The sequence below is a fragment of the Providencia rustigianii genome (genome assembly GCF_900637755.1).
Lineage (GTDB): Bacteria > Pseudomonadota > Gammaproteobacteria > Enterobacterales > Enterobacteriaceae > Providencia > Providencia rustigianii.
In genome coordinates, this window is the sequence record NZ_LR134396.1 from 2,480,076 (window position 1) to 2,503,062 (window position 22,987).

Annotated in this window: 15 protein-coding genes, 7 tRNA genes, 1 other RNA gene and 2 pseudogenes; 12 read left to right on the forward strand and 13 right to left on the reverse strand. The window is 41.2% G+C overall.

Annotated features, from left to right (window positions below; genetic code table 11):
- Window position 1 precedes the first annotated feature (1 nt).
- From EL244_RS11420 to EL244_RS11440, 4 genes are all read left to right on the forward strand, one after another.
- On the forward strand, window positions 2-1,462 hold the full coding sequence (locus EL244_RS11420) for an FAD/NAD(P)-binding protein (protein ID WP_126461025.1): 1,461 nt from the start codon (window positions 2-4) through the stop codon (window positions 1,460-1,462).
- Window positions 1,463-1,464: 2 nt separating this feature from the next.
- A complete protein-coding gene (locus EL244_RS11425; protein ID WP_126461028.1) occupies window positions 1,465-2,478 on the forward strand; it encodes a methionine ABC transporter ATP-binding protein in 1,014 nt (337 codons plus the stop codon).
- Window positions 2,475-3,143 carry a methionine ABC transporter permease gene (locus tag EL244_RS11430; protein ID WP_112837034.1) on the forward strand — a complete coding sequence of 223 codons (669 nt, stop codon included), beginning with the start codon at window positions 2,475-2,477 and terminating at the stop codon, window positions 3,141-3,143. The genes EL244_RS11425 and EL244_RS11430 overlap by 4 nt, the downstream gene beginning before the upstream one ends.
- Before the next feature lie 370 nt (window positions 3,144-3,513).
- Complete coding sequence (locus EL244_RS11440; protein ID WP_126461031.1) at window positions 3,514-5,241, forward strand: potassium/proton antiporter; 1,728 nt, start codon at window positions 3,514-3,516, stop codon at window positions 5,239-5,241.
- Between the two features lie 242 nt (window positions 5,242-5,483).
- Here EL244_RS11440 and EL244_RS11445 read toward each other — a convergent pair.
- The 9 genes and pseudogenes from EL244_RS11445 to EL244_RS11485 form a co-directional block, all read right to left on the reverse strand.
- Window positions 5,484-5,678 (reverse strand): annotated as a pseudogene (locus tag EL244_RS11445) (helix-turn-helix domain-containing protein); the annotation flags it as partial.
- A gap of 36 nt (window positions 5,679-5,714) precedes the next feature.
- A protein-coding gene (locus EL244_RS11450) for an IS3 family transposase (RefSeq protein WP_457810181.1) occupies window positions 5,715-7,228 on the reverse strand; the annotation gives its coding sequence in 2 pieces (ribosomal slippage) (window positions 5,715-6,793 and window positions 6,793-7,228; 1,515 coding nt in all).
- A 64-nt stretch (window positions 7,229-7,292) separates the two neighbouring features.
- Window positions 7,293-7,394 (reverse strand): annotated as a pseudogene (locus EL244_RS11455) (helix-turn-helix domain-containing protein); the annotation flags it as partial.
- A gap of 1,437 nt (window positions 7,395-8,831) precedes the next feature.
- A non-coding RNA gene (locus tag EL244_RS11460) (RtT sRNA) lies at window positions 8,832-8,960 on the reverse strand.
- Window positions 8,961-9,104: 144 nt separating this feature from the next.
- A tRNA-Lys gene (locus EL244_RS11465) sits at window positions 9,105-9,180 on the reverse strand.
- Between the two features lie 168 nt (window positions 9,181-9,348).
- Window positions 9,349-9,424, reverse strand: a tRNA-Lys gene (locus EL244_RS11470).
- 35 nt (window positions 9,425-9,459) lie between these two features.
- A tRNA-Val gene (locus EL244_RS11475) sits at window positions 9,460-9,535 on the reverse strand.
- Between the two features lie 31 nt (window positions 9,536-9,566).
- Window positions 9,567-9,642: transfer RNA gene (locus tag EL244_RS11480), tRNA-Val, on the reverse strand.
- Between the two features lie 25 nt (window positions 9,643-9,667).
- A tRNA-Val gene (locus EL244_RS11485) sits at window positions 9,668-9,743 on the reverse strand.
- A 463-nt stretch (window positions 9,744-10,206) separates the two neighbouring features.
- Here EL244_RS11485 and gltX point away from each other — a divergent pair.
- The 4 genes from gltX (at window position 10,207) to EL244_RS11505 (ending at window position 13,550) form a co-directional block, all read left to right on the forward strand.
- On the forward strand, window positions 10,207-11,628 hold the full coding sequence (gene gltX / locus EL244_RS11490; RefSeq protein ID WP_112837038.1) for a glutamate--tRNA ligase: 1,422 nt from the start codon (window positions 10,207-10,209) through the stop codon (window positions 11,626-11,628).
- Window positions 11,629-11,800: 172 nt separating this feature from the next.
- Window positions 11,801-11,876: transfer RNA gene (locus EL244_RS11495), tRNA-Ala, on the forward strand.
- A 57-nt stretch (window positions 11,877-11,933) separates the two neighbouring features.
- Window positions 11,934-12,009: transfer RNA gene (locus EL244_RS11500), tRNA-Ala, on the forward strand.
- A 209-nt stretch (window positions 12,010-12,218) separates the two neighbouring features.
- On the forward strand, window positions 12,219-13,550 hold the full coding sequence (locus EL244_RS11505; protein ID WP_126461034.1) for a flavin monoamine oxidase family protein: 1,332 nt from the start codon (window positions 12,219-12,221) through the stop codon (window positions 13,548-13,550).
- Window positions 13,551-13,572: 22 nt separating this feature from the next.
- Here EL244_RS11505 and EL244_RS11510 read toward each other — a convergent pair whose 3' ends face one another.
- The 4 genes from EL244_RS11510 to zipA all read right to left on the reverse strand — a co-directional run bounded on the left by EL244_RS11510 (window position 13,573) and on the right by zipA (window position 18,366).
- Window positions 13,573-13,788, reverse strand: a complete 216-nt coding sequence (locus tag EL244_RS11510) for a DUF3820 family protein (protein WP_006814661.1) — start codon at window positions 13,786-13,788, stop codon at window positions 13,573-13,575.
- Window positions 13,789-13,867: 79 nt separating this feature from the next.
- A complete protein-coding gene (locus EL244_RS11515) occupies window positions 13,868-15,052 on the reverse strand; it encodes a NupC/NupG family nucleoside CNT transporter (RefSeq protein ID WP_006814662.1) in 1,185 nt (394 codons plus the stop codon).
- 225 nt (window positions 15,053-15,277) lie between these two features.
- The gene (gene ligA / locus EL244_RS11520) at window positions 15,278-17,314 is read right to left on the reverse strand and encodes an NAD-dependent DNA ligase LigA (protein ID WP_126461037.1); all 2,037 of its coding nucleotides are present in this window, start codon (window positions 17,312-17,314) and stop codon (window positions 15,278-15,280) included.
- A gap of 47 nt (window positions 17,315-17,361) precedes the next feature.
- Entirely contained in the window at window positions 17,362-18,366 is a 1,005-nt protein-coding gene (gene zipA / locus EL244_RS11525; RefSeq protein WP_006814665.1) for a cell division protein ZipA, read from the reverse strand.
- A 219-nt stretch (window positions 18,367-18,585) separates the two neighbouring features.
- Between zipA and cysZ the strand changes: the two genes are divergently transcribed.
- The 4 genes from cysZ to ptsI all read left to right on the forward strand — a co-directional run bounded on the left by cysZ (window position 18,586) and on the right by ptsI (window position 22,987).
- A complete protein-coding gene (gene cysZ, locus EL244_RS11530) occupies window positions 18,586-19,350 on the forward strand; it encodes a sulfate transporter CysZ (protein ID WP_126461040.1) in 765 nt (254 codons plus the stop codon).
- A 216-nt stretch (window positions 19,351-19,566) separates the two neighbouring features.
- Window positions 19,567-20,523 (forward strand): cysteine synthase A, encoded by a 957-nt coding sequence (cysK, locus tag EL244_RS11535; protein ID WP_006814667.1) that lies wholly within the window; start codon window positions 19,567-19,569, stop codon window positions 20,521-20,523.
- 342 nt (window positions 20,524-20,865) lie between these two features.
- A complete protein-coding gene (gene ptsH / locus EL244_RS11540) occupies window positions 20,866-21,123 on the forward strand; it encodes a phosphocarrier protein Hpr (RefSeq protein WP_006658608.1) in 258 nt (85 codons plus the stop codon).
- A 136-nt stretch (window positions 21,124-21,259) separates the two neighbouring features.
- Window positions 21,260-22,987 (forward strand): phosphoenolpyruvate-protein phosphotransferase PtsI, encoded by a 1,728-nt coding sequence (gene ptsI / locus EL244_RS11545; RefSeq protein WP_112837042.1) that lies wholly within the window; start codon window positions 21,260-21,262, stop codon window positions 22,985-22,987.

A 22,987-nucleotide genomic window follows, 5' to 3' on the forward strand; every position in this document is an offset into this window, starting at 1 on the left:
CATGGAACAGGTTATCGGCTTGGCCGTGTTAGAAAAACAGATTGAGCAAGACTTACAATATCTTAATTTACCAATAACCTCTTGGTCATTATCAGAAAATGACTTATCCAATCAGAAAATTGATGTGGCCATTATTGGCGCAGGAATGTCCGGGATTACAGCCGCTTTCGCTCTAAAATTACGAGGCGTTAATGCAGTAGTATTTGACCAAGCACCATCAGGAAAGGAGGGGCCATGGCAAACACCTGCGTTGATGGAAACACTGCGCTCCCCAAAACAAGTCGTTGGTCCTGCATTAGCTTCACCATCACTGACCTTCCAAGCGTGGTTCAAAGCTCAGTTTGGTGAGCAAGCATGGCTAAAACTAGATAAAATTCCTCGCCTGCAATGGGGTGAATACCTTCAATGGTTTAAGTCTATGACTCAACCCATCGTCTTCAATCAGTATCAATTAATTGATATACAGTTAACCCCCCAAGGACGAGAGTTACTATTTAATACGCCAAAAGGCTTAACCTATTTTGTTGCTCAACATGTGATCCTTGCTACAGGTATGGAGTCCTTCAGTGAGCCAAATATTCCTGAGTTTATGAATAATATTCCAAATACATTTTGGGAACATTCATATGCGGGTAGTGATTACCAACGATTTAAAGGATTAGATATTGGGGTTGTGGGTTATAGCGCAGGAGCCATGGACAGCACAGCAACAGCTTTAGAGCATGGCGCAAACTCCGTGGAAATTTTAATTCGTGCCAATGATATGCCACGTGTAAATCGAGGAAAAGTCGCGGGGAGTGCTGGGTTTACCAATGCATATCACTATTTTACAGATGCTCAAAAATGGCATTATGCTGACTATGTTCTGAAAGCAAAAACGCCCTCGCCACAAGGTAGTACTTTACGCGTTTCCCGCCATGAAAATGCCTATTTTAATTTCAACACTCAAGTGAACCATGTGCAGTTGGATGGCAATAAACTGCATATTTCCACAACGAATGGAAATTTTGTTCTCGACTATTTGATCTTAGCGACTGGTTATCGCATCAATTGGAATAAACATAGTGCATTCCAACGTTTAGCTCCATTTATTAAAACTTGGGGAGATGTATACACGCCGCCTGCTGATGAAGAAAATAGCGAACTCGCTGCTCACCCTTACCTCGGTGAACATTTTGAATTACAAGCAAAATCAGGCTATGCATTCCCTTATATCGACCACTTTTATTGCTTTAATTTAAGTGCGTCATTAAGTATGGGCCCCGTCATCGGCCTCATTCCAGGCACAAATACAGGCGCTGAACGTTTAGCCGACCATATCGCTGCAAAATTGTATCTTGCTCATCAGGAACAACACCTTGAACTTGTGAAACATAGTTCTGAGTACGAATTACTTGGACATGAGTGGCAACCTGCATTACCACCTAAAAACCGTGTGCAACTTACTGAGAATGAGGGGTGAATATGATCACATTTCAAAATGTCCAAAAAGTGTATGAGAAAGATGGGCAATCTTTAGTTGCACTTCAAGATATTAATTTGCATATCAATAAAGGGGATATTTTTGGTTTTATTGGTTATAGCGGCGCGGGAAAAAGCTCACTAATCCGCTTAGTTAATCAACTGGAAAAACCCTCAAATGGTGCCGTTGTCATTGATCAGCAAAATATTGCGGAACATAGTCCAGCACAAATCCGAGCACATAAAAAAAGTATTGGCATGATCTTTCAACATTTTAATTTGCTGGAAACCAAGACCGTTGCTCAAAACATCGCTATGCCACTAAAACTATTAGGTATTAATAAGCAAGAAATTGAGCGCCGAGTTGATAATATCCTTGAGTATGTGGAGCTAAGCGATAAAAAAAATCAGTATCCAAATCAGCTATCTGGAGGGCAGAAACAGCGTGTTGGTATCGCGCGGGCGTTGATCAATAACCCTCAGATTTTGCTGTGTGATGAAGCAACCTCTGCGTTAGATCCCCAAACTACAGGGGCAATTCTCGCGTTACTACAGAAAATTAATCGTGAACAAAATATCACCATTTTGCTAGTGACCCATGAAATGGAAGTCATCGAGCAAATTTGTAATCGTGTTGCGGTTATGGAATCCGGAAAAATAGTAGAAGAAGGCACTGTACTAGATATTTTTGCTCAACCACAACATTCGACGACACAAAAATTTGTCCGCACGGTTTTAAATGAAGAGATTCCTGAACGCGTTCTTCATCAACTCGAACATCAAGAAGATGTTTATCGATTAGAGTTTTTAGGTAAATCAGCACAGGAGCCAGTTGTTAATGAGCTGATTATCAAAAATATTGTCAAAGTAAATATCCTTTTTGCCAATATGAAGGAAATTAACGGCGTAGTGCTGGGAAGTATGTTTGTCCAAATACTCGGCAATAAGCAACAAATTGATAAAGCGGTAGATTACTTGCGCCAACGCGGTGTTGCAGTGAATAAGGGAACGTTATGAGCCAATTTTTTGAAACCGCATTAACCAGTAAGCAATTCTTACTTGCCATGTCTGAAACGTTTACCATGGTCAGTATTGCTCTTGTACTTGGCTCTATATTAGGTGTTTCATTAGGCATTTTATTAGTGATCACCAGACCAGATGGGATCTGGGAAAATAAAACCCTCTATCGCATTATTAACCCGATTATTAATATCTTCCGCTCCTTACCTTTTATTATTCTATTAGTGGCTATCATTCCGTTAACTCGATTTGTCGTTGGAACTTCAATTGGAACAACCGCAGCAATTGTTCCTTTGGTCATTTATATTGCGCCCTATACCGCTCGATTAGTAGAGAATTCACTACTCAGTGTACATTCTGGCATTATCGAAGCCGCTGATGCTATGGGTGCAACTAATTGGCAAATTGTTTGGCACTTTATTTTACCTGAAGCAAAATCGTCACTGATTTTGAGTTTGACTGCAGCAAGTATCACACTGGTTGGCGCAACCGCCATGGCTGGTGCCGTAGGCGGGGGTGGCGTTGGCGACTTAGCGCTTAATTATGGTTATCAGCGTTTTGACAATGTTGCAATGGCGATTACTGTCGTTACGTTAGTGATCATTGTTCAAGGAATACAGTTTATTGGTGATTATCTGGCTAAAAAGGCTCGTTTTCATTAGTTGTGAATTTGTCGGCAGTAATTCTCTGCCGACTTTTATTGATGTCTCCCTATCAGAATCTGGCTTTTCCATCTCGAGTCTTTCATCAACATTCGTCTTACTCGTCAAAAATAAGATAATTTCGACTAATTTCACAAAAAATCGTGCTATATCTGCAAATTAACTTTTTAAAAATACAATAAAATATCAATATATTTAAAATGATTCATATATAATCATAATATTCTGTAGAAAAATGTTTATTTATGCATTTGAAGTGGAAATGTCACCCAACTGCATATTTTCGTCACTTTAATAAAATCTAGAGCTAATTCGTACGCTTTGCGATGCATCGTCAGCGTTTTATCAACCACTTAACTGACAACTGATTATGCCGACTATTGAACAACTGATTTTACTTTCATCTATATTGATTTTACTGGGTATTTTTTCTAGTAAACTCTCTGCAAGACTAGGCTTACCCATGCTGGTTATGTTCCTATTTGTCGGCATGTTGGCGGGAGAAGATGGTCTTGGAAAAATAACCTTTGATAATGTTAACGTTTCTTATGCTGTCGGGTCCCTTGCGCTCGCTATAATTTTATTTGATGGTGGTTTACAGACTTCCGTTAAATCCATCAAATTAGTTTGGAAACCTGCATTTACCCTCGCTACCTTTGGGGTTTTAGTGACAGCAGGGATCACAGGACTCGCCGCTGCATATATCCTTGGTATACCTCTTCTTGAAGGATTGTTGCTTGGAGCAATAGTCGGTTCAACTGATGCTGCCGCAGTATTTTCATTATTACGTAATGCAGGGATCTACCTTAATGAACGTTTACAAGCCACATTAGAGATAGAAAGTGCAACCAACGATCCAATGGCTATTTTTTTAACGGTTGGTCTATTGCAGCTACTTATGAATCCTCAAGCAACAGGAAGTGAACTTGCTTTACTGTTTGTCAGCCAGATGGGGGTTGGTGCAGCGGTGGGTATTAGTGTCGGCTGGATTTCGATTAAAATCATCAATAAAATTAAATTGTTAACCGCTGGACTCTATCCTGTGCTTGTTGCTGCCTGTGGTTTATTTTCCTTCGGTGTTGCCAGTAATTTAGGCGGTAGCGGGTTCTTGTCTATATTTATTACCGGAGTGGTCATCGGGAATCATTCATTTGTATTTCAGCGTAATACCTTTTTATTTCATGATGGACTCGCGTGGTTAAGCCAAATCATCATGTTCGTCATGTTAGGCCTATTGGTGAATCCAAGCTCATTAATCGAAGTATGGCAAGAGGGGTTAATGATCGCATTAGTATTAACATTCATCGCACGCCCATTAGCAGTGATACCCGTACTTAAAATATTTGGTTTTACTCGAAATGAAAACACCCTGATATCTTGGGTTGGCCTAAGAGGATCAGTCCCAATTATTCTGGCTATATTCCCATTCATTTATGGTTTACCTGGCGCAAACCTTATTTTTGATGTGGTATTCTTCGTCGTATTGATTTCAGCGACTCTACAAGGCTCTACATTGCCTTATTTTGCACGACGATTGAATCTGATGCAGCCACCGCCGTTGATACCAGCTGCAACCTTAGATATCACCGCTGTTGATCAAATTGATGCCGATTTAGTGGAATATACACTTGGTGATGACTGTTCAGCGGTAGGTCGCCGTTTGTCAGAATTAGCCTTACCCGATCAAACAGTCATCGCCATGATAACCCGAGGAAAAAGTGTCCTTCCTCCTAGAGGCTCAACCACGTTATTAGCTAGAGACCACTTATTTATTGTTTTAAAACCTCAAAATAGAGCATTTCTAGAGCGTTTATTCTCTGGAAAAACGGCTTTAGCATTAGAACCTATTGAGTTGCCAGAAACAGGATTAAGCTTAAAAGGGACGACTCGAATCAATGAAATATTCGAATCTTATGGTATTCAATTAGAAGTAGATTCAAACAAAACATTGGATCACTTTATTCACGTAAATACGGATAATCAGCCAGTTCAAGGTAATATTATTAGATTGGATAATATACAGATAAAAATTGAGGAAATGATTGGCCCGCGAATTGTTACGGTGATATTGGAACCAGTAAAATTAGAGCTAAGTTAGTCTATTGAGAAAAATTTCAATTCTGTAAGAATTCACATTTCGTTTTTAGGAATTAGATTATATATAAAAATAAAAGCCCCTAAGGGCTTTTATTTTTAGTACGTGTATTAGAAAAGAAAGTAAATATATTCAGATACTCACGTTTAATTAATTAAATTCCATATTTTTGTTCTAAATTGAATCAATCTAATTACGAATTTCCATTTTCGTTTCATAATGAAACATGAGTAGATAGGAAAATACTATACTAGAGAATAAATCGAGTCATTAAATCCTTTAGATTCTTTTCCTTCAGTGGCATTCATATCATCCTGAAGTACTTCGCCAAAGAATTCTCCCATATTTACGCCTAATACTTTTAATACACGAACTAAGCAATCAATATCGATACGGTTCACACCGCGTTCATAACGAAATAATTGCTGCTCGCTGATGTCCGGTAAGTGTCAAGGTAGTTGTCACCCTTTGTTAATTTAGGCAGCCTGTTTTTCCCGCTCAGGATTCAGGGTGACGGTCTCTTTTCTTTGCCAGTTCCGGGTATCTCCGGACCACCGTTCGGGATGGGTAGCTTTTGCTGTTTTGTACACTGCATCACGTTGTTTCAGCAGGGTAATATCCTCACCGGTATGCCGCTGCGACGGCGTGACATAGCCGATGCCGCTGTGCAGATGCCTGTCGTTGTACCACCGGGTAATTTTTCCCACCCATTTCCTTGCTTCCGTCAGGGTTTTAAAGCCCTGTGATGGCCACTGCGGCACGTATTTCAGGGTCCGGAACACGGATTCCGCATAGGCATTGTCATTGCTCACACGCGGTCTGCTGTGGGATGGCGTGATGTTCAGCTCATGCAGTTTCATCTGTAAGGTCTGTGATTTCATCGCCGCCCCGTTATCCGCGTGCAGTACCAATGGCTGACGCCAGCACCCCTCACGCAGGACTGTGCGCTGCATCAGCGCCGCCGCCTGTTCGCCGCTTTCGGTCTCATACACTTCGTAGCCGGTGATTTTCCGGCTGTAGATATCGAGTATCATGTAGAGATAAAACCAGCGTCCGCGCACCACCGACGGCAGCCAGGTGATATCCCATACCCAGACCTGACATGGCCCGGATGCGGTAAAGGTGGTCGGTACCGGTACTTTTTTCGGGCGCTGCTGACGCCCCCGGTGATGAAGTTCTCCGTGGCGGCGCAACACCCGGTAAAAGGTGGATTCACCCGCCAGATATATCCCTTTATCCGCCAGTTTCGGGACAATTTGGGACGGCGGCAGACTCGCGTATTCAGGTTGATGGCAGACAGTCAGTATCTGTTTTTCTTCTTCCGGACTCAGCTTGTTCACCGGCACCGGACGCACTGCGCCCGGTCTGCCGTCCGACGGGGATATCTGCCAGCGCCGCCAGGTCCGCAGACTCAGCTGAACTTCCCGGCAGGCAACAGCCAGCCGTGCGCCGGAGCTCACCGCCTCATTAATCCACCGGATAAACAGGGTGCGTTCGGATGCCGGAGTCAGTCGTCCCCGCCGGTTTCCCCGTAATAATCGCTGAGCTTTTTTCGCAGCACCAGGATTGCCGCCGCCTCCGCCAGGGCTTTTTCCTTGCGGACCAGCTCACGCTTTAACTGTTTGTTTTCCTTCTGGCTTTGCTTCAGTGCGGCTTTATCTCCGGGAGAGGATACCTGAAGAAAACCCTGTTTCCACTGCACCAGCTGCTCCGGATAGAGTCCTTTTTTGCGGCAGTATTCCGCCACTTCCGCTTCGCTGAGTGTGGCGGTTTCCACGATGGCGGCAAAGCGGGCTTCCGCCGGCCACTGTTCACTGTTTTTGTCTGCACCGGGCACGGGTTTTCCTTCTGATTTAGCCTGATTACGCCAGTTATACAGCGTAGCTTCGGATATTCCTTCCGTTTGTGCAACTGCGGAAACGGTCATGTTGTACGGCGGTAATAATTTAGCCAGTATGGCGGCTTTTCGTTCAGGTGAAATACGTTTCATGTGTCACTCCGCGCCCTCAGGTTTATTTTTCAGAGGGGGTGACAACTATCCTGACACTGAGGGTGTCAATCTCTTTAGCTAATTGAAACACTGTATAGCCTTGAGCTTTTCTTAACGATTTAATTTTTTGTCCAACTGCACAAGCGACAGGATATTTTGTATTCATAAACATTCTCGCTTCAATATATTAATTGAATAAAAATCAGCAGATATTTTTCCGCAGTTTTTTATTGTTATTTTATATAACTATAATAACTATAGCTCATTGATATAAACATGGTGATACATCCTACATCACTAAGCAAATAATATACTAGCCATCTAATTAGTTTCAACTAGTCCAAAAATGACATTGCAACTATGTAACAAAATATTACTTTCTATACAAATAAGATGATAAGGATAATTACCCTAATACTTTCATATGGTTACATTATTTAACGGACAGTGAATACCACCTAGTTAATTTAGGTGCAACGCACCTCAACAATATTATTCACTAAAAAAAGACCACCTTCCCGCCAATTAATCCAAAAATAAAAGAAATAAACAGAATAATTTAACACTGTAACAAAGTTAATGGTTTCAGAATAACGATGATGTATTTTTAAGCTATAAGATACATCAAATACCAATATTCTGTAAAAGAAAGTAAAAAAATATACATTTTACATATATAACTATTTTGCAACACCAAGCATCAACAACATACATCTATGAACAGCATGTTACAATTAAATTAAATCACTATATTTTTAAAGTAGCCAGCGAATTTAATGCATCACCTTATTCAACATAACAAAACATTAACGTTAAGGAAGTTCAATGTTCACTTTACTTGATGAATATCACAAAAATATATACTTTAATGATTATCGATAATCTTATTTAAATATTATTTCACCGAATACAAGTGGAGTTTATTGTTTTTTTTGACTATCGAAACAGGAATAGCCAGAATTTTCTTTCAATCTACCACTAGAATGATATCATTTCATTAACTAAATGATGTGAATTTCCATTAGAAATTCACAAAAATTTATTAAATTCTGTAACCGAACGAAATCCACAATAATCCTTATGCGAGTATTTCTAGTCCGAAAAAATATCTATTTAATCACTTATATAGTTACTATTAACCCATTATATAGACATAAAGTACTTTATTCATGTTACATAATAAACTCAGCACTATTCAGTTCAGCGTAGTAGGTAAATCTACTTATTTAATTTTAATTCATTATTTTAATTGAATATAGCAGCCTTAACATAAAACTTACCGTGTATTGGAAAGCTTAAATAACCTGCCATTCACTATGAATGAATCCCACTTGAACAGAGTAAACCCCTAAATTTATATTCTTAATATATTTATTGATATAACGCTTAATAACACCGTAATGTGAATACCCTTTTCGGGGTATATATAAATAATCACATAACAGGCATAAAAACGCTTAATATATTGATTAGTCTGGATATATAGAAAATATTTGATAGATAGTAGGTCGTGCAGGATTTCAGCTCTTCGGACTTACACTTCGCGTCGAACCTGCAACCATCTTGTCGATGTATGGTTCAATTATTGAAGCTTTACTTGAGATGGTGGGTCGTGCAGGATTACTCGGGCTTTGCCCTCGCTCTTCGGGTCGTTGCGGCAAGCGCAACGCTGTCTCGCTTCGCTCGGCTCGAACCTGAGCGCAGCTTCTCACCTACACTCAACGTACAATGTGTAAATAGTAGAGTTGTTTATTCTTGGAGAGTTTCTTTGAGATGGTGGGTCGTGCAGGATTTAAGTCCTTCGGACTTACACTTCGTGTCGAACCTGCAACCATCTTGTCGAGGTATGGTTCAATTATTGAAGCTTTACTTGAGATGGTGGGTCGTGCAGGATTCGAACCTGCGACCAATTGATTAAAAGTCAACTGCTCTACCAACTGAGCTAACGACCCATCTATTTTTGATTTTTTGTACTAATATAATGTCGAGAACGTACAGGATTCTTCGACCTTCGGTCTCACCCTTCGGGTTGAACCTGCAACCATCTTATTAACAGTTAACGATCCTACCAACTGAGTTAACGACCCATCTGTATGGCTTGAATTATTTACTACTTTAGATGGTGGGTCGTGCAGGATTCGAACCTGCGACCAATTGATTAAAAGTCAACTGCTCTACCAACTGAGCTAACGACCCATCTGAAAGTTTTTTAATGCGAATAACTAATGAAGTGGTGGGCGATAGCGGGCTCGAACCACTGACCCCCTCCTTGTAAGGGAGGTGCTCTACCAACTGAGCTAATCGCCCACTTCATGATAACCACATTGTAATAAATAATTGGTGGGCGATAGCGGGCTCGAACCACTGACCCCCTCCTTGTAAGGGAGGTGCTCTACCAACTGAGCTAATCGCCCAATTATTTATTTTCATCGTCAACGGTGGTGGGCGATAGCGGGCTCGAACCACTGACCCCCTCCTTGTAAGGGAGGTGCTCTACCAACTGAGCTAATCGCCCCGTCGTCGATGGAGTGGCATTATAGGGATACTGAGTTCTGAGTCAACGGTTTTTGAAGAGATTTTTTCTGTTCGTTGCAAAAATAATCAAGATGTTTTAAATATCACCAGGAAAGCCCCCTTTTTAATCAGACAGCTACAATCTTTTTCCAAAAAAGTCCTTTAAGAAAGTGAAAATGATTTGTCTCCTGAAAAATTTCTGCCCATTTTCCATAATTTGCTGATTTTCTTTATCTGTATAGAGATAAGCTGATTGAGGATTCGTTGCAGGATGATAGAATAGGGATACATTTTATCAATGCTTAGCAACTTCTGGATGTAAGGTTGGCGCAAAAAGTGGTCTTTTTAGATCCGCGCATCTCCTTTTATACCAATCACTATCTATTATATAGCAATGTGATTTTGCAAATATCCGATGCATATAAGCGTATAAGAAACCATGTTTCGTAATTAAGGCAATCTCGATGAGTAAAATCAAAACCCGTTTTGCACCAAGTCCAACAGGCTACCTGCACGTTGGTGGTGCTCGTACCGCTCTCTACTCCTGGTTATTCAGCCGTCACAATCAAGGTGAATTTGTCCTGCGTATCGAAGATACCGACTTAGAACGTTCAACTCAGGAAGCTATCGATGCCATTATGGACGGGATGAACTGGTTGAATTTAAATTGGGATGAGGGTCCTTACTACCAAACTAAACGTTTTGACCGTTATAACGCGGTTATTGACGACATGCTAACTGCAGGTACTGCTTATCGTTGCTACTGCTCGAAAGAGCGTTTAGAAGCATTACGCGAAGACCAAATGGCAAAAGGCGAAAAACCTCGCTACGATGGTTGTTGCCGTGACCATGCGCACAGCCACACTCCAGATGAGCCACACGTTGTACGCTTCCGTAACCCACAAGACGGCTCTGTGATTTTCAATGACACTATTCGTGGGCCTATTGAATTTAGTAACCAAGAGCTAGACGATTTGATTATTCGTCGTACCGATGGTTCTCCAACTTATAATTTCTGTGTAGTTATTGATGACTGGGATATGGAGATCACTCACGTTATCCGTGGTGAAGATCATATCAACAACACCCCTCGTCAAATTAACATTCTGAAAGCATTAGGGGCACCAGTGCCTGAGTATGCTCACGTTTCTATGATCTTAGGCGATGACGGTAAGAAATTGTCTAAACGCCATGGCGCTGTTAGTGTCATGCAATATCGTGATGATGGCTATTTACCTCAAGCATTACTTAACTATTTAGTCCGTTTAGGTTGGTCACATGGGGATCAAGAAATTTTCTCTATTGAAGAAATGAAAGAATATTTCTCTCTTGATGCTATCAGTAAATCAGCCAGTGCGTTCAATACTGAAAAGTTGCAGTGGCTGAACCATCACTATATCAATACCATGCCAGCTGAAGAAGTCGCAACATACCTTGCATGGCATATTGAACAGCAAAATATCGACACCAGCAATGGCCCGCAATTAGTCGAACTGATTAAATTACTGGGTGAACGTTGTAAAACATTAAAAGAGATGGCGGAGTCTTGTCATTACTTCTACCAAGATTTTGACGCTTTTGATGCCGATGCCGCGAAAAAACATCTACGTCCCGTTGCTCGTCAGCCATTAGAAGTTGTTAAAGATAAGCTGATCGCGATTTCTGATTGGACGGCAGAAAATGTTCATCAAGCAATTGAAGCCACCGCTGCTGAACTAGAAGTCGGTATGGGCAAGGTTGGTATGCCACTTCGTGTCGCTGTAACAGGTGCTGGTCAATCTCCAGGACTGGACGTGACTGTCCATGCTATTGGTCAAGCTCGTTCGGTTGCTCGCATTGATAAAGCACTGGCTTATATCGCAGAGCGAGAAGCTTCCGCACAATAAGTTATCTTGCAGCCTCTGTCACTCAGAGGCTGTTTCTTTGTTTCGTTCCCTCTAAATGGGAATTGATTGCAAAATGCTCTATATTTCAGCAATTAAACCCAAAACTCATATTAATATATTGACACTCAAACCTAGCTTGAATATGATGCCACCCGTCCAAAAGATTTTGTTTGGGGCTATAGCTCAGCTGGGAGAGCGCTTGCATGGCATGCAAGAGGTCAGCGGTTCGATCCCGCTTAGCTCCACCATCTAAAAATCCAGTTTAGGTGGCAAATACCCAACAAGGTATAACAAAATATTCGATTGGGGCTATAGCTCAGCTGGGAGAGCGCTTGCATGGCATGCAAGAGGTCAGCGGTTCGATCCCGCTTAGCTCCACCAAACTTTCCATCGAATCTTTTTTGTTTATGATCATCCCCCCTGTAGTTACCCCCAATCTGTATATAACTCATTAAATTAACAGTTATTTTATCGCCATGTTCTATCTACAATTAATGACCTCATATATAATCATCTAATAATTTCATTTAAATAAAATCATTAGATGCACATTGGTGTATCTGTTACTTTCCATTTCAACTGGGTGAGTTATGCCACAACTAGATGCCGATATCATTGTGATAGGAGCAGGTATTTCAGGTTTATCCGCAACAAATCAATTACAGTCCCAAGGTAAGAAAGTCATTATTTTAGAAGCAAGAGACCGTCTAGGAGGGCGAATTCATACCCATGAAATTGCCGGACAGTTCTATGACTTGGGTGCGTCGTGGATCCACGGAATTAATGGCAATCCCATTAGTGCAATTGCTCAGCAACATCAAATCCAAACAGTTGTATTCAATTATCAAGATGCTATTTTCTATAAGAAAAATGGTTTAATCCTTTGCGAAAAGGAAAAGGCAGCTTTTGAAGCAGGTCTTGATTATTTGATGAATCAATTTGAAACTATTTCCTCTCCATGCAAATTTAACAGTGCTGCAGATGCATTAAATAGCTGGTTACAGAGTCTAGAATTCCGTCAGTTACTAACCAAACAGCATCATGCTGATCAACCTCTTTTTGAGCAGTTACGGGATGGTTTACATGAATTTTTTGAAGCTATCGCCGAAGACCCTTGTGCTTGTACGCTAGAAACGCTATCACCTCACTTTCTTCAGCTGGAAGGCTTTTGTGACGGCGATGAGGTCATTTTCCCTCACGGATATCATCAAATAATAAAAACATTATCAAACAAGTTGGATATACGTACGAATCACCCCGTTCACCATATCGATTATCAATATGACTATGTGGTAGTGACGACCTTTTCTGGACAAAAGCTGACCGCGAGTCAAGTTCTGATAACGGTTCCATTAGGGGTTCTCAAAAAGAATGTAATCCAGTTTTTACCGCCATTACCCACTGTAAAGCAAGAAGCAATATCTCAACTAGGATTTGGCATTTTCAATAAATTATTCGTGACTTTTGAACACGCCTTCTGGCGCGAAGAGACGTTAAGTAACGTCAATAGTATGTATATCCATGAATCAGACTATTGGCTTAATTTTATGGATGTAAGCGCTATCTACCAAAAACCGACGCTACTGTTTTTATTTGGTGGGCTTTCAGCAAAATGGCTCGAAGAATGTGATGAGCAGACAGCTTGGCAAGAGTTATATGATTCCTTAACTAAAGTTTTTGAGCATGTTCCGAAGCCAATTCAGCTATTAAAAACCGACTGGGAAAAAGATATTTATTCCTATGGCTCATTTAGCTACCCAGCCAATAACTATTCAACAAACCAAATTGAGCAATTAAAACAACCTATTAATGAAAAATTATTCTTCGCTGGGGAACATTTAGCACTATTAGGAGCAGGAACTGTTCATGGTGCATATCAATCAGGTATCGAGGCAGCAAGACAGCTACTAGGCGCTTCCTAGTTCCTAGTTGAACCTCTATGGCTTATTTACGCTTTAGGGGTTTAACAATGCTATCCAGCCCTTCGATTTTCAGCCCTAACGTCATTTCCATCAATTGTCCTAAACGACCTTGTGGAAACTCGCCTTTTTTGTAAAACCACAATAGATACTCTTCAGGTAAATCGATTAGGACACAACCTTTATATTTTCCAAACGGCATATAGGTGTTAGCAATATCTAATAAATCTTGTTTTTCCATATGAAGTTTTCACTTTGTCAGTATCAAAAAAAACGGCATTCGATGAATGCCGTTTATCACTGTAACACTTTTTAGAAAATTACAGAATTAATCCTACCACCGCAGCTGACAGGAAGCTGACTAATGTTGAGCCGAACAATAATTTCAGACCAAAACGCGCTACGGTATTACCTTGTTTCTCATCTAATCCTTTGATCGCACCAGCAATAATACCGATAGATGAGAAGTTCGCGAATGAAACTAAGAATACTGACAGAATACCGACAGAACGGTCAGATAATCCGGCTGCAACTGCTTTTAATCCATCCATTGCAACAAACTCGTTGGTAACCATCTTCACGGCCATGATACCACCGACTTGTAGTGCTTCATTAGCAGGAATACCCAGCATCCAAGCAAATGGATAGAATACATAGCCCAGCATGGTTTGGAAGCTAATACCAAAGATAGCGGAACAGATACCGTTGATCATGGCAATCAGAGCGATAAACCCAATCAACATTGCCGATACGATGATCGCAACTTTAAACCCAGCAAGGATATACTCACCCAGCATTTCAAAGAAGCTTTGACCTTCATGCAAACTGCGCATTTGAATGTCTTCTTCACCTTCTGGAGAATAAGGGTTGATTAACGATAACACGACGAATGTACCAAACATGTTCAGAACTAATGCTGCAACCACATATTTTGGATCCAGCATGGTCATGTACGCACCAACAATTGACATTGAAACCGTCGACATCGCGGTGGCTGCCATGGTGTACATTCTTCTTTCAGACATTTTGCTTAACTGGTCTTTATAAGCAATAAAGTTTTCTGACTGACCCAATAACAAAGAACTGACTGCGTTAAATGATTCTAATTTACCCATGCCATTCACTTTCGATAGCACTGTACCGATGATACGAATTACAAAAGGTAAAATTTTAACGTGCTGTAAAATACCGATGAGTGCTGAAATGAAGATAATTGGGCAAAGGACTTGAAGGAAGAAGAACGCTAAATTACCTTCGATCATCCCACCGAAAATAAATTTAGTCCCTTCTGCGGCATAGCCTAATAAGTGAGTAAATACCCCAGCAATTCCTAGAACAAAAGATTCACCGATATTTGATTTTAAGAACAAATAAGCCAATGCGATTTGGATGACAAGAAGCTGAATAACATAACGAGGACGGATCCCCTTACGGTTACTACTCGCCAAAATCGCAAGAGCAGCGATAACAACAATGGATAAGATAAAGTGCAGGATCGAGGTCATTTACGACTCCAACAAAGTTAAAAATCAGTCTATGTGCATATTCTATGTAATAGACAACATTTAAACGAGACTGGAGTCACATTAATATGAAAACTGAGAGCATCTATTTTCTAAAAACGAAGCCTAGGTCACGTTTAACAAGTAATGAACTAACCGCCCCTAAAATTGTAAATGCCATTATCACAATTATTGATAATGGCACGGCGAATTAAATATAGGTCACGATCAGATATTCAGCAAACGAACTAACTCATCTTCATCAATAACTTTTACACCCAGTTCAATCGCTTTAGCCAGCTTTGAACCAGCCGCTTCCCCAGCAATCACCATATCGGTCTTCTTCGAGACACTACCTGCTACTTTTGCACCTAAAGCCACCAATTGATCCTTCGCTTCGTCACGAGTAAGTCGGCTCATTGAGCCCGTTAACACCACCGTTTTTCCTGCAAATGGGCTATCGATTTCGTCACTATTCACCACTTTCACTTCAGGCCAGTGGATATTGGCGATGGTCAGCAAGTCATGAATAACTTGACGGTTATGCTCTTCATGGAAAAAATTCACCACATGTTTAGCCACAACTTCGCCAATATCTTGTACCGCTTTGAGGGATTCTTCATCTGCGGCCATCAGCGCATCTAAAGAAGCATAATGAGAGGCTAAGTTGGCTGCTGTAGCCTCCCCTACTTCACGGATCCCCAACGCATAGATAAAGCGCGCTAACGTGGTTTGTTTCGATTTTTCCAACGCATCAATCAGTTTCTGTGCAGATTTTGGCCCCATTCTTTCCAGGCCGGTTAATTTACCTGCCGATAATTGATACAACTGAGCCGCGTTCTTCACGTATTCAGCATCTACCAGTTGCTCAATAATTTTATCTCCCATACCATCGACATCCATTGCGCGACGGGAAACAAAATGCTTTAACGACTCTTTCAATTGGGCACCACAGGTTAAACCACCGGTACAACGAGCAACAGCTTCTCCCTCTACTCGTTCAATATCAGAATGACAAACTGGGCACTGAGTTGGGAAAGTAATTTCACGGCTATCCGCAGGGCGTTTATCCATCACCACACTCACAATTTGTGGAATAACATCCCCCGCACGGCGGATCACCACCGTATCACCAATACGTACCCCAAGACGGTCTATTTCGTCCGCATTATGCAAAGTCGCATTACTGACGACCACTCCTGCAACTTGGACAGGCTCTAAACGAGCCACAGGGGTAATTGCACCTGTACGCCCAACTTGAAACTCAACATCTTTTAATAAAGTTAACTGCTCTTGCGCTGGGAATTTAAACGCAGTTGCCCAACGAGGTGCTCTGGAAACAAAGCCTAATTTTTCTTGCGTCGCAATATCATTGACTTTAATCACCACACCGTCGATATCGAAACCTAAAGTTGGGCGAATTTTTTCAACATGGTGATAGAAGTCGAGAACTTGTTGGCAACCGACTCGTAATTGAACATGTTCGCTTACAGGTAACCCCCACGCTTTAAACTGCATTAGGCGTTCATAATGCGTATCTGGTAGGGTATTTCCCTCTACCAGACCAACACCATAACAGTAAAAGGTTAAAGGTCGCTTTGCCGTGATGCGAGGATCTAACTGACGCAATGAACCCGCTGCTGCATTACGTGGGTTAGCAAATATTTTTCCATCCGTTCTGCGAGCCTCTTCATTCATGGCTTCAAAACCTTTTTGTGGCATGAAAACTTCACCACGAATTTCGACGCGTGCAGGAATATTATCTCCACGTAAACGTAATGGAATCGCCTTAATGGTTCTGACGTTTACCGTAATATTCTCACCAACTGAGCCATCACCACGGGTCGCAGCTTGGACTAACTCGCCATTTTCATACAATAAACTGACAGCCAAACCATCCAGTTTCAATTCACAGCAAAATGTTAATTCTGTGTGATTATTGAGCCTATCTTTTACACGTTTATCAAACGCCAGATAGCTCTCTTCATCAAAAACGTTATCTAAAGATAACATAGGGACTTCATGGCGCACGGTGCCAAAAGCGGCTAATGGCGCGGCGCCAACCCGTTGTGTCGGAGAGTCTGTCGTAATTAATTCAGGGTTTTCTGCTTCTAGACCTTTTAGCTCTTGCATCAGCTTGTCATATTCCACATCGGGAATTTCAGGCGCATCGAGCACATGATATAAATATTCGTGATGGCGCAGTTGCTGTTTTAAAGAGTCAATTTTTTGTTTTAGCGCATCTTGGGGCTGTTTCGTCGTCATGTTTCACCAGAGTAGATATAAAAAACCCCCAGTTACGGGGGTTTTAATTAACTTAATGTATTTCGAATTCTTGCATGATACACCTCTATTTTTTGAGGTGTCAGTATTTTACGTTCATCATCCAACACAACCCCTCCGGCATCGGAGGCAATCCGTTGTGCAGCCTGTAGCATCAATTTAAAGTTTTGACTGGCTTCACCGTAAGATGGCACCATCATAAAGATAGAGACCCCCGGTGTGGTAAATTCTGACATCGTATCCGGATCAAACGACCCCGGCTTAACCATATTGGCCAGACTAAAGAGCACTGGACCTGTACCTGATGGATTCACATGGCGATGGAAAATATTCATTTCACCAAATTGGAATCCTGCTTGGAGAATACTTTGCAGTAACGCATCGCCCTCCAGCACATGCCCTTGATGAGCTGCAACATGGAGAACCAGAACAGTTTCTTTACCATTTGATGCAGATGCTTGTTCTGTGGACTGAGAATGCTGTTCAATATGCTCATGATGAACTGGCTGAGCCGCTTCATGGGTATCAACACCCATCATAGGCTCTTTGTAAATTCTCACCGGTTCAGACACATGCTCCACATCATCGACGACTTCATCAGCCATACTGATCGTGAGCTGTTCTGGAGCGTGGCGAGTTTCAGCATGAGGTGCAAATACCGGTTCTGACGCTGCCGGTTTTTCATGCCGCCCTGAATTATGATGAGCATCATCCATCGCCAAATTAAATTCTGGCTCAGCATCATGTTTAACCACAGTCTGTGACTGCACAGCAGGTTCAACACGAGGCTCATCTTTCACCATATAGATAGGTTCAGGCTCAACAACGGCTTTTTGTGCGGGTTGATTTTCTGTAAACAAGGCTGAATCATCATACGCCGATGAATTTTCCTGTGTTTCATTTTTTCTACGTTTTACAGGTCGATCGCGAAATAACTTAGAGCGCTCTTTACGGCTGGTCCATAAACCATGCAGTAATAAAGCGACAATGGCTATCGCACCTACGACCACTAATATTAGACGCAAATCCTGCATCGCTGCTATCTCTAGTTGATGAATAATGATGCCATCACGGCGGGAACTACCTTAAGATTATTTCTCAATTGCTCTAAGTGCAACCCTCAGAACGATTTTCTTACAAGAAAGAGAATAATCTGCCTTTATTTGCTGCTTTTTTATACAAAATTATCACTAGTCAGTGTAAATTCATATCTATATGATACATCTTCACCCGCAAAGGAGATAATAAGAAGTATGACCCAATCGACATTTTCGCCACAAAAAAATCATTCTGGTTTTTATTATTTTACACAAGGATGGCGATTAATCACACGTCCAGGTATTAAACGCTTTGTTATTTTACCTCTTTTGGCAAATATTCTGTTGCTAGGAGGCGCTTTTTGGTGGCTTTACAGCAAGCTAGGTGACTGGATTAATCAGGTAATGAGTTATATTCCAAGTTGGTTACAATGGCTTGATTATCTTATTTGGCCAATGGCTGTCATTTCTATCTTATTGGTTTTCAGTTATTTTTTCAGTACCGTCGCAAATATTATCGCTGCACCGTTCAATGGCTGGCTTTCTGAACATTTAGAAGCGGAACTCACCGGAAAACCGGCACCAGATACAGGTATTGCAGAATTAATGAAAGATATTCCTCGTATGGTAAAACGCGAGCTAGTCCGTATTGCCTACTACCTGCCACGTGCGCTTATTTTACTGGTTTTATTCTTTATTCCGGGTATCGGTCAAACTATTGCCCCAATTTTATGGTTTTTATTCGGGGCATGGATGATGTCCATTCAATATTGTGATTATCCTTTTGATAACCATCGTGTTGGATTTGCTGAGATGAAACAAGCTCTAGCTAAAGACCGCATGAATAACATTCAGTTTGGTGGCGTGGTTAGCTTTTTAATGATGATCCCATTTATCAACTTAGTTCTTATGCCAGTTGCAGTCTGCGGCGCGACCCTTATGTGGGTTGATCGCTATCGTGCTCGCTACGCACGTTACTAATCTATTTTTGAGATATGCAGGCAATTTCCCTGCATATCTTTCTATCTTATTTCGCCTTTCGAATAAAACACCCATCAAGTTATAAGTGTCTATAAATTAATAACCATTAGTTATATCCTATAGGGAAATCATATTTGCATTAATTCCATGTTCACGTATGTTCAATTTCGATGAACCCCTAATTTCTCGACAAAACGTTTATTTTAAGGATGTCCCATGAGCAAAATTTATGAAGATAACTCGTTGACCATTGGTAATACACCTTTAGTGCGTTTAAAGCATTTCGGCAACGGTAATATTTTGGCTAAAGTGGAATCTCGTAACCCAAGTTTTAGTGTAAAGTGCCGAGTAGGTGCCAGCATGATTTGGGATGCAGAGAAAAAAGGCATCCTAACTAAAGATAAAGAGCTTGTTGAACCGACCAGCGGGAACACTGGAATTGCACTGGCTTATGTTGCTGCAGCTCGCGGCTATAAACTGACACTCACCATGCCAGAGACCATGAGTGTTGAACGTCGTAAATTACTGAAAGCTTTAGGCGCAAATTTAGTGCTAACCGAAGGTGCTAAAGGAATGAAAGGTGCAATTGCTAAAGCCGAAGAGATTATCAGCAGCAACCCAGATAAATACTTACTATTACAACAATTTAATAATCCAGCTAACCCAGAAATCCATGAAAAAACAACCGGCCCAGAAATCTGGCAAGATACTGACGGTAAAGTCGACGTGGTTGTGTCGGGTGTTGGTACTGGTGGCACAATTACCGGTATTGCGCGCTATTTGAAAAATACCCAAGGAAAAAAAGACGTTGTAATGGTCGCTGTAGAGCCAATCACGTCTCCAGTCATTAGCCAAGCGCTTGCTGGCGACGAAATCAAACCTGGTCCACATAAAATTCAAGGTATTGGTGCTGGGTTTATCCCTGGTAATTTAGATCTTTCTTTAGTGGATAAAGTGGTACAAATTAGCGATGACGAAGCCATTCAAACGGCTCGCGAACTCATGGAGAAAGAAGGTATTTTAGCCGGAATATCTTCAGGTGCAGCGATTGCAGCAGCTGCTAAACTGGCAGCCCAACCAGAGTATCAAGGGAAAAATATTGTCGTGATTTTGCCCTCATCAGGAGAACGTTATCTATCAACCGCCCTATTTGCTGATATTAATGCTGAATAATTTTTCACACGTTAATATTTCGTTAAAAAAGCACCTGTTGGGTGCTTTTTTTGTGGGAGAGATCATAATTTAGCACGGATTGAGATGATTTCTTACTCAGTGTTTAGTATTAAACATACTAATTATTTCACACCTCGAAATTAATCATTTTTTAGTCAGCTCTAATTTTGGCTTATCAAATGAGTGATGTGAAAATTAAACCAGGTAAACTGTAAAAGGGTTGATACTGCACAAAGTTGGAAACCTTTTTATTAGTTAATAATCTAATTATACGCATGCTCAGCATATTTCATCTACAATACGCTGGGTAATGATAAAAACTAAAGTTATTGAGGAAATACTATGTTCCAGCAAGAAGTCACCATTACAGCACCAAACGGTTTACACACTCGCCCTGCTGCTCAATTCGTGAAAGAAGCAAAAGCATTCACATCTGACATTACTTTGAGTTCTGGCGGCAAATCAGCAAGTGCAAAAAGCTTGTTCAAATTACAAACTTTAGGTTTAACCCAAGGCACTGTAGTGACAATTTCCGCTGAAGGTGAAGACGAGCAACAAGCAGTTGAATTTTTAGTTAAACTGATGGGCGAATTAGAATAATTTCCCCCTCAAGAGATCGATTTTAACGAAATGATTCTCTGTCCCTGAATATTTTATTCAGGGACACCTGCTTAATCACGTATATCTACTGTTGTCTCTGCAACATCAAAACTCCTACCAGTAGTAAGGTAATATTATGATTTCAGGAATTTTAGTATCCCCAGGTTTTGCTTTTGGTCAGGCTCTCATCCTCAAAGAAGATCCTATCGTCGTTAGCACTCGCAAAATTAGCGATGAACAAATCGATAAAGAGATCCAAAACTTCATTGATGGACGTAACAAATCAGCCGAACAGCTCTGCCTCATCAAAGAGAAAGCAGAAAAAAATCTTGGTGCGGAAAAAGCTGAGATTTTTGAAGGCCATATTATGTTGCTGGAAGATGAAGAACTTGAGCAAGAAATTATCACCTTAATCAAAGGTGACAAAAAAACGGCTGATGCCGCAGTTTACTCTGTCATCGAAGATCAAGCTCAAGCCCTTGAAGCTTTAGATGACGAATATTTAAAAGAACGTGCTGCTGACGTACGTGATATTGGTAAGCGCTTGCTAAGAAATATCCTCAACATGCCAATTGTTGATTTAAGCGCTATCACTGAAGAAGTTATCCTCGTGGCACCTGATTTAACACCATCAGAGACAGCCCAGCTGAATCTCGATAAAGTTTTAGGCTTTATCACCGACTTAGGTGGACGGACTTCCCACACATCCATCATGGCTCGTTCATTAGAAATCCCAGCTATCGTCGGAACCTCCGACGCAACAAGCAAAGTAAAAAATGGCGATTTTATCGTGCTTGACGGTGTTAATAACGTCATTTATCTGAATCCATCAGAAAGCGAAATCGACAAGCTCAAAGCCTCTAATGCTGAATATTTGAAAGAGAAAGAAGAGCTGGCGAAATTGAAAGATTTACCCGCAATTACTCTCGATGGTCATCAAGTTGAGGTCTGTGCCAATATCGGTACTGTGCGTGATGTCGCCGGCGCTGAGCGCAACGGTGCAGAAGGTGTTGGTTTATACCGTACTGAATTTTTATTCATGGACCGAGACGCTTTACCTAGCGAGGAAGAACAGTTCCAAGCATATAAAGCGGTTGCAGAAGCGATGGGCAGCCAAGCAGTGATTGTCCGCACCATGGATATCGGTGGAGATAAAGACTTACCGTATATGAATTTACCAAAAGAGGAAAACCCATTCCTTGGCTGGCGTGCAATTCGTATTTGTCTTGATCGCAAAGAAATTCTACACTCTCAATTAAGAGCTATTTTAAGGGCATCTAAATTTGGTAAACTGCGTATTATGTTCCCGATGGTGATTTCCGTTGAGGAAGTTAGGGAATTGAAAGCAGAGCTTGAGATGCTTAAAGAGCAGCTACGAGAAGAAGGTAAAGCCTTTGATGAATCGATTGAAGTCGGTATTATGGTGGAAACGCCAGCGGCTGCAGTTATCGCCCATCATTTGGCAAAAGAAGTTGATTTCTTTAGTATTGGGACGAATGATCTCACTCAATACACTTTAGCGGTTGACCGTGGTAATGAGCTGATTTCTCACCTTTATAATCCAATGTCTCCAGCCGTCTTAAACTTGATTAAGCAAGTTATTGACGCTTCTCATGCTGAGGGGAAATGGACGGGAATGTGTGGCGAATTAGCAGGTGATGAACGTGCGACCTTATTGCTGTTAGGCATGGGGCTGGACGAATTTAGCATGAGCGCAATCTCAATTCCTCGCATCAAGAAACTCATTCGTAATGCGAATTTTTCTGATGCTAAGGCTCTCGCCGAGCAAGCACTTGCTCAACCGACTGCCGAAGAATTGATTAAACTTGTAGATACCTTTATCCAAGAAAAAACGTTATGCTAG

Bases quoted from the DNA above. Each gene is read 5' to 3' on its own strand.
- cysK (WP_006814667.1), top strand. From the start codon at position 19,567: ATGAGCAAAATTTATGAAGATAACTCGTTGACCATTGGTAATACACCT.
- ligA (WP_126461037.1), bottom strand. From the start codon at position 17,314: ATGACGACGAAACAGCCCCAAGATGCGCTAAAACAAAAAATTGACTCT.
- EL244_RS11515 (WP_006814662.1), bottom strand. From the start codon at position 15,052: ATGACCTCGATCCTGCACTTTATCTTATCCATTGTTGTTATCGCTGCT.
- EL244_RS11430 (WP_112837034.1), top strand. From the start codon at position 2,475: ATGAGCCAATTTTTTGAAACCGCATTAACCAGTAAGCAATTCTTACTT.
- EL244_RS11420 (WP_126461025.1), top strand. From the start codon at position 2: ATGGAACAGGTTATCGGCTTGGCCGTGTTAGAAAAACAGATTGAGCAA.
- EL244_RS11510 (WP_006814661.1), bottom strand. From the start codon at position 13,788: ATGGAAAAACAAGATTTATTAGATATTGCTAACACCTATATGCCGTTT.
- EL244_RS11440 (WP_126461031.1), top strand. From the start codon at position 3,514: ATGCCGACTATTGAACAACTGATTTTACTTTCATCTATATTGATTTTA.
- gltX (WP_112837038.1), top strand. From the start codon at position 10,207: ATGAGTAAAATCAAAACCCGTTTTGCACCAAGTCCAACAGGCTACCTG.
- zipA (WP_006814665.1), bottom strand. From the start codon at position 18,366: ATGCAGGATTTGCGTCTAATATTAGTGGTCGTAGGTGCGATAGCCATT.
- ptsI (WP_112837042.1), top strand. From the start codon at position 21,260: ATGATTTCAGGAATTTTAGTATCCCCAGGTTTTGCTTTTGGTCAGGCT.
- ptsH (WP_006658608.1), top strand. From the start codon at position 20,866: ATGTTCCAGCAAGAAGTCACCATTACAGCACCAAACGGTTTACACACT.
- EL244_RS11425 (WP_126461028.1), top strand. From the start codon at position 1,465: ATGATCACATTTCAAAATGTCCAAAAAGTGTATGAGAAAGATGGGCAA.
- cysZ (WP_126461040.1), top strand. From the start codon at position 18,586: ATGACCCAATCGACATTTTCGCCACAAAAAAATCATTCTGGTTTTTAT.
- EL244_RS11505 (WP_126461034.1), top strand. From the start codon at position 12,219: ATGCCACAACTAGATGCCGATATCATTGTGATAGGAGCAGGTATTTCA.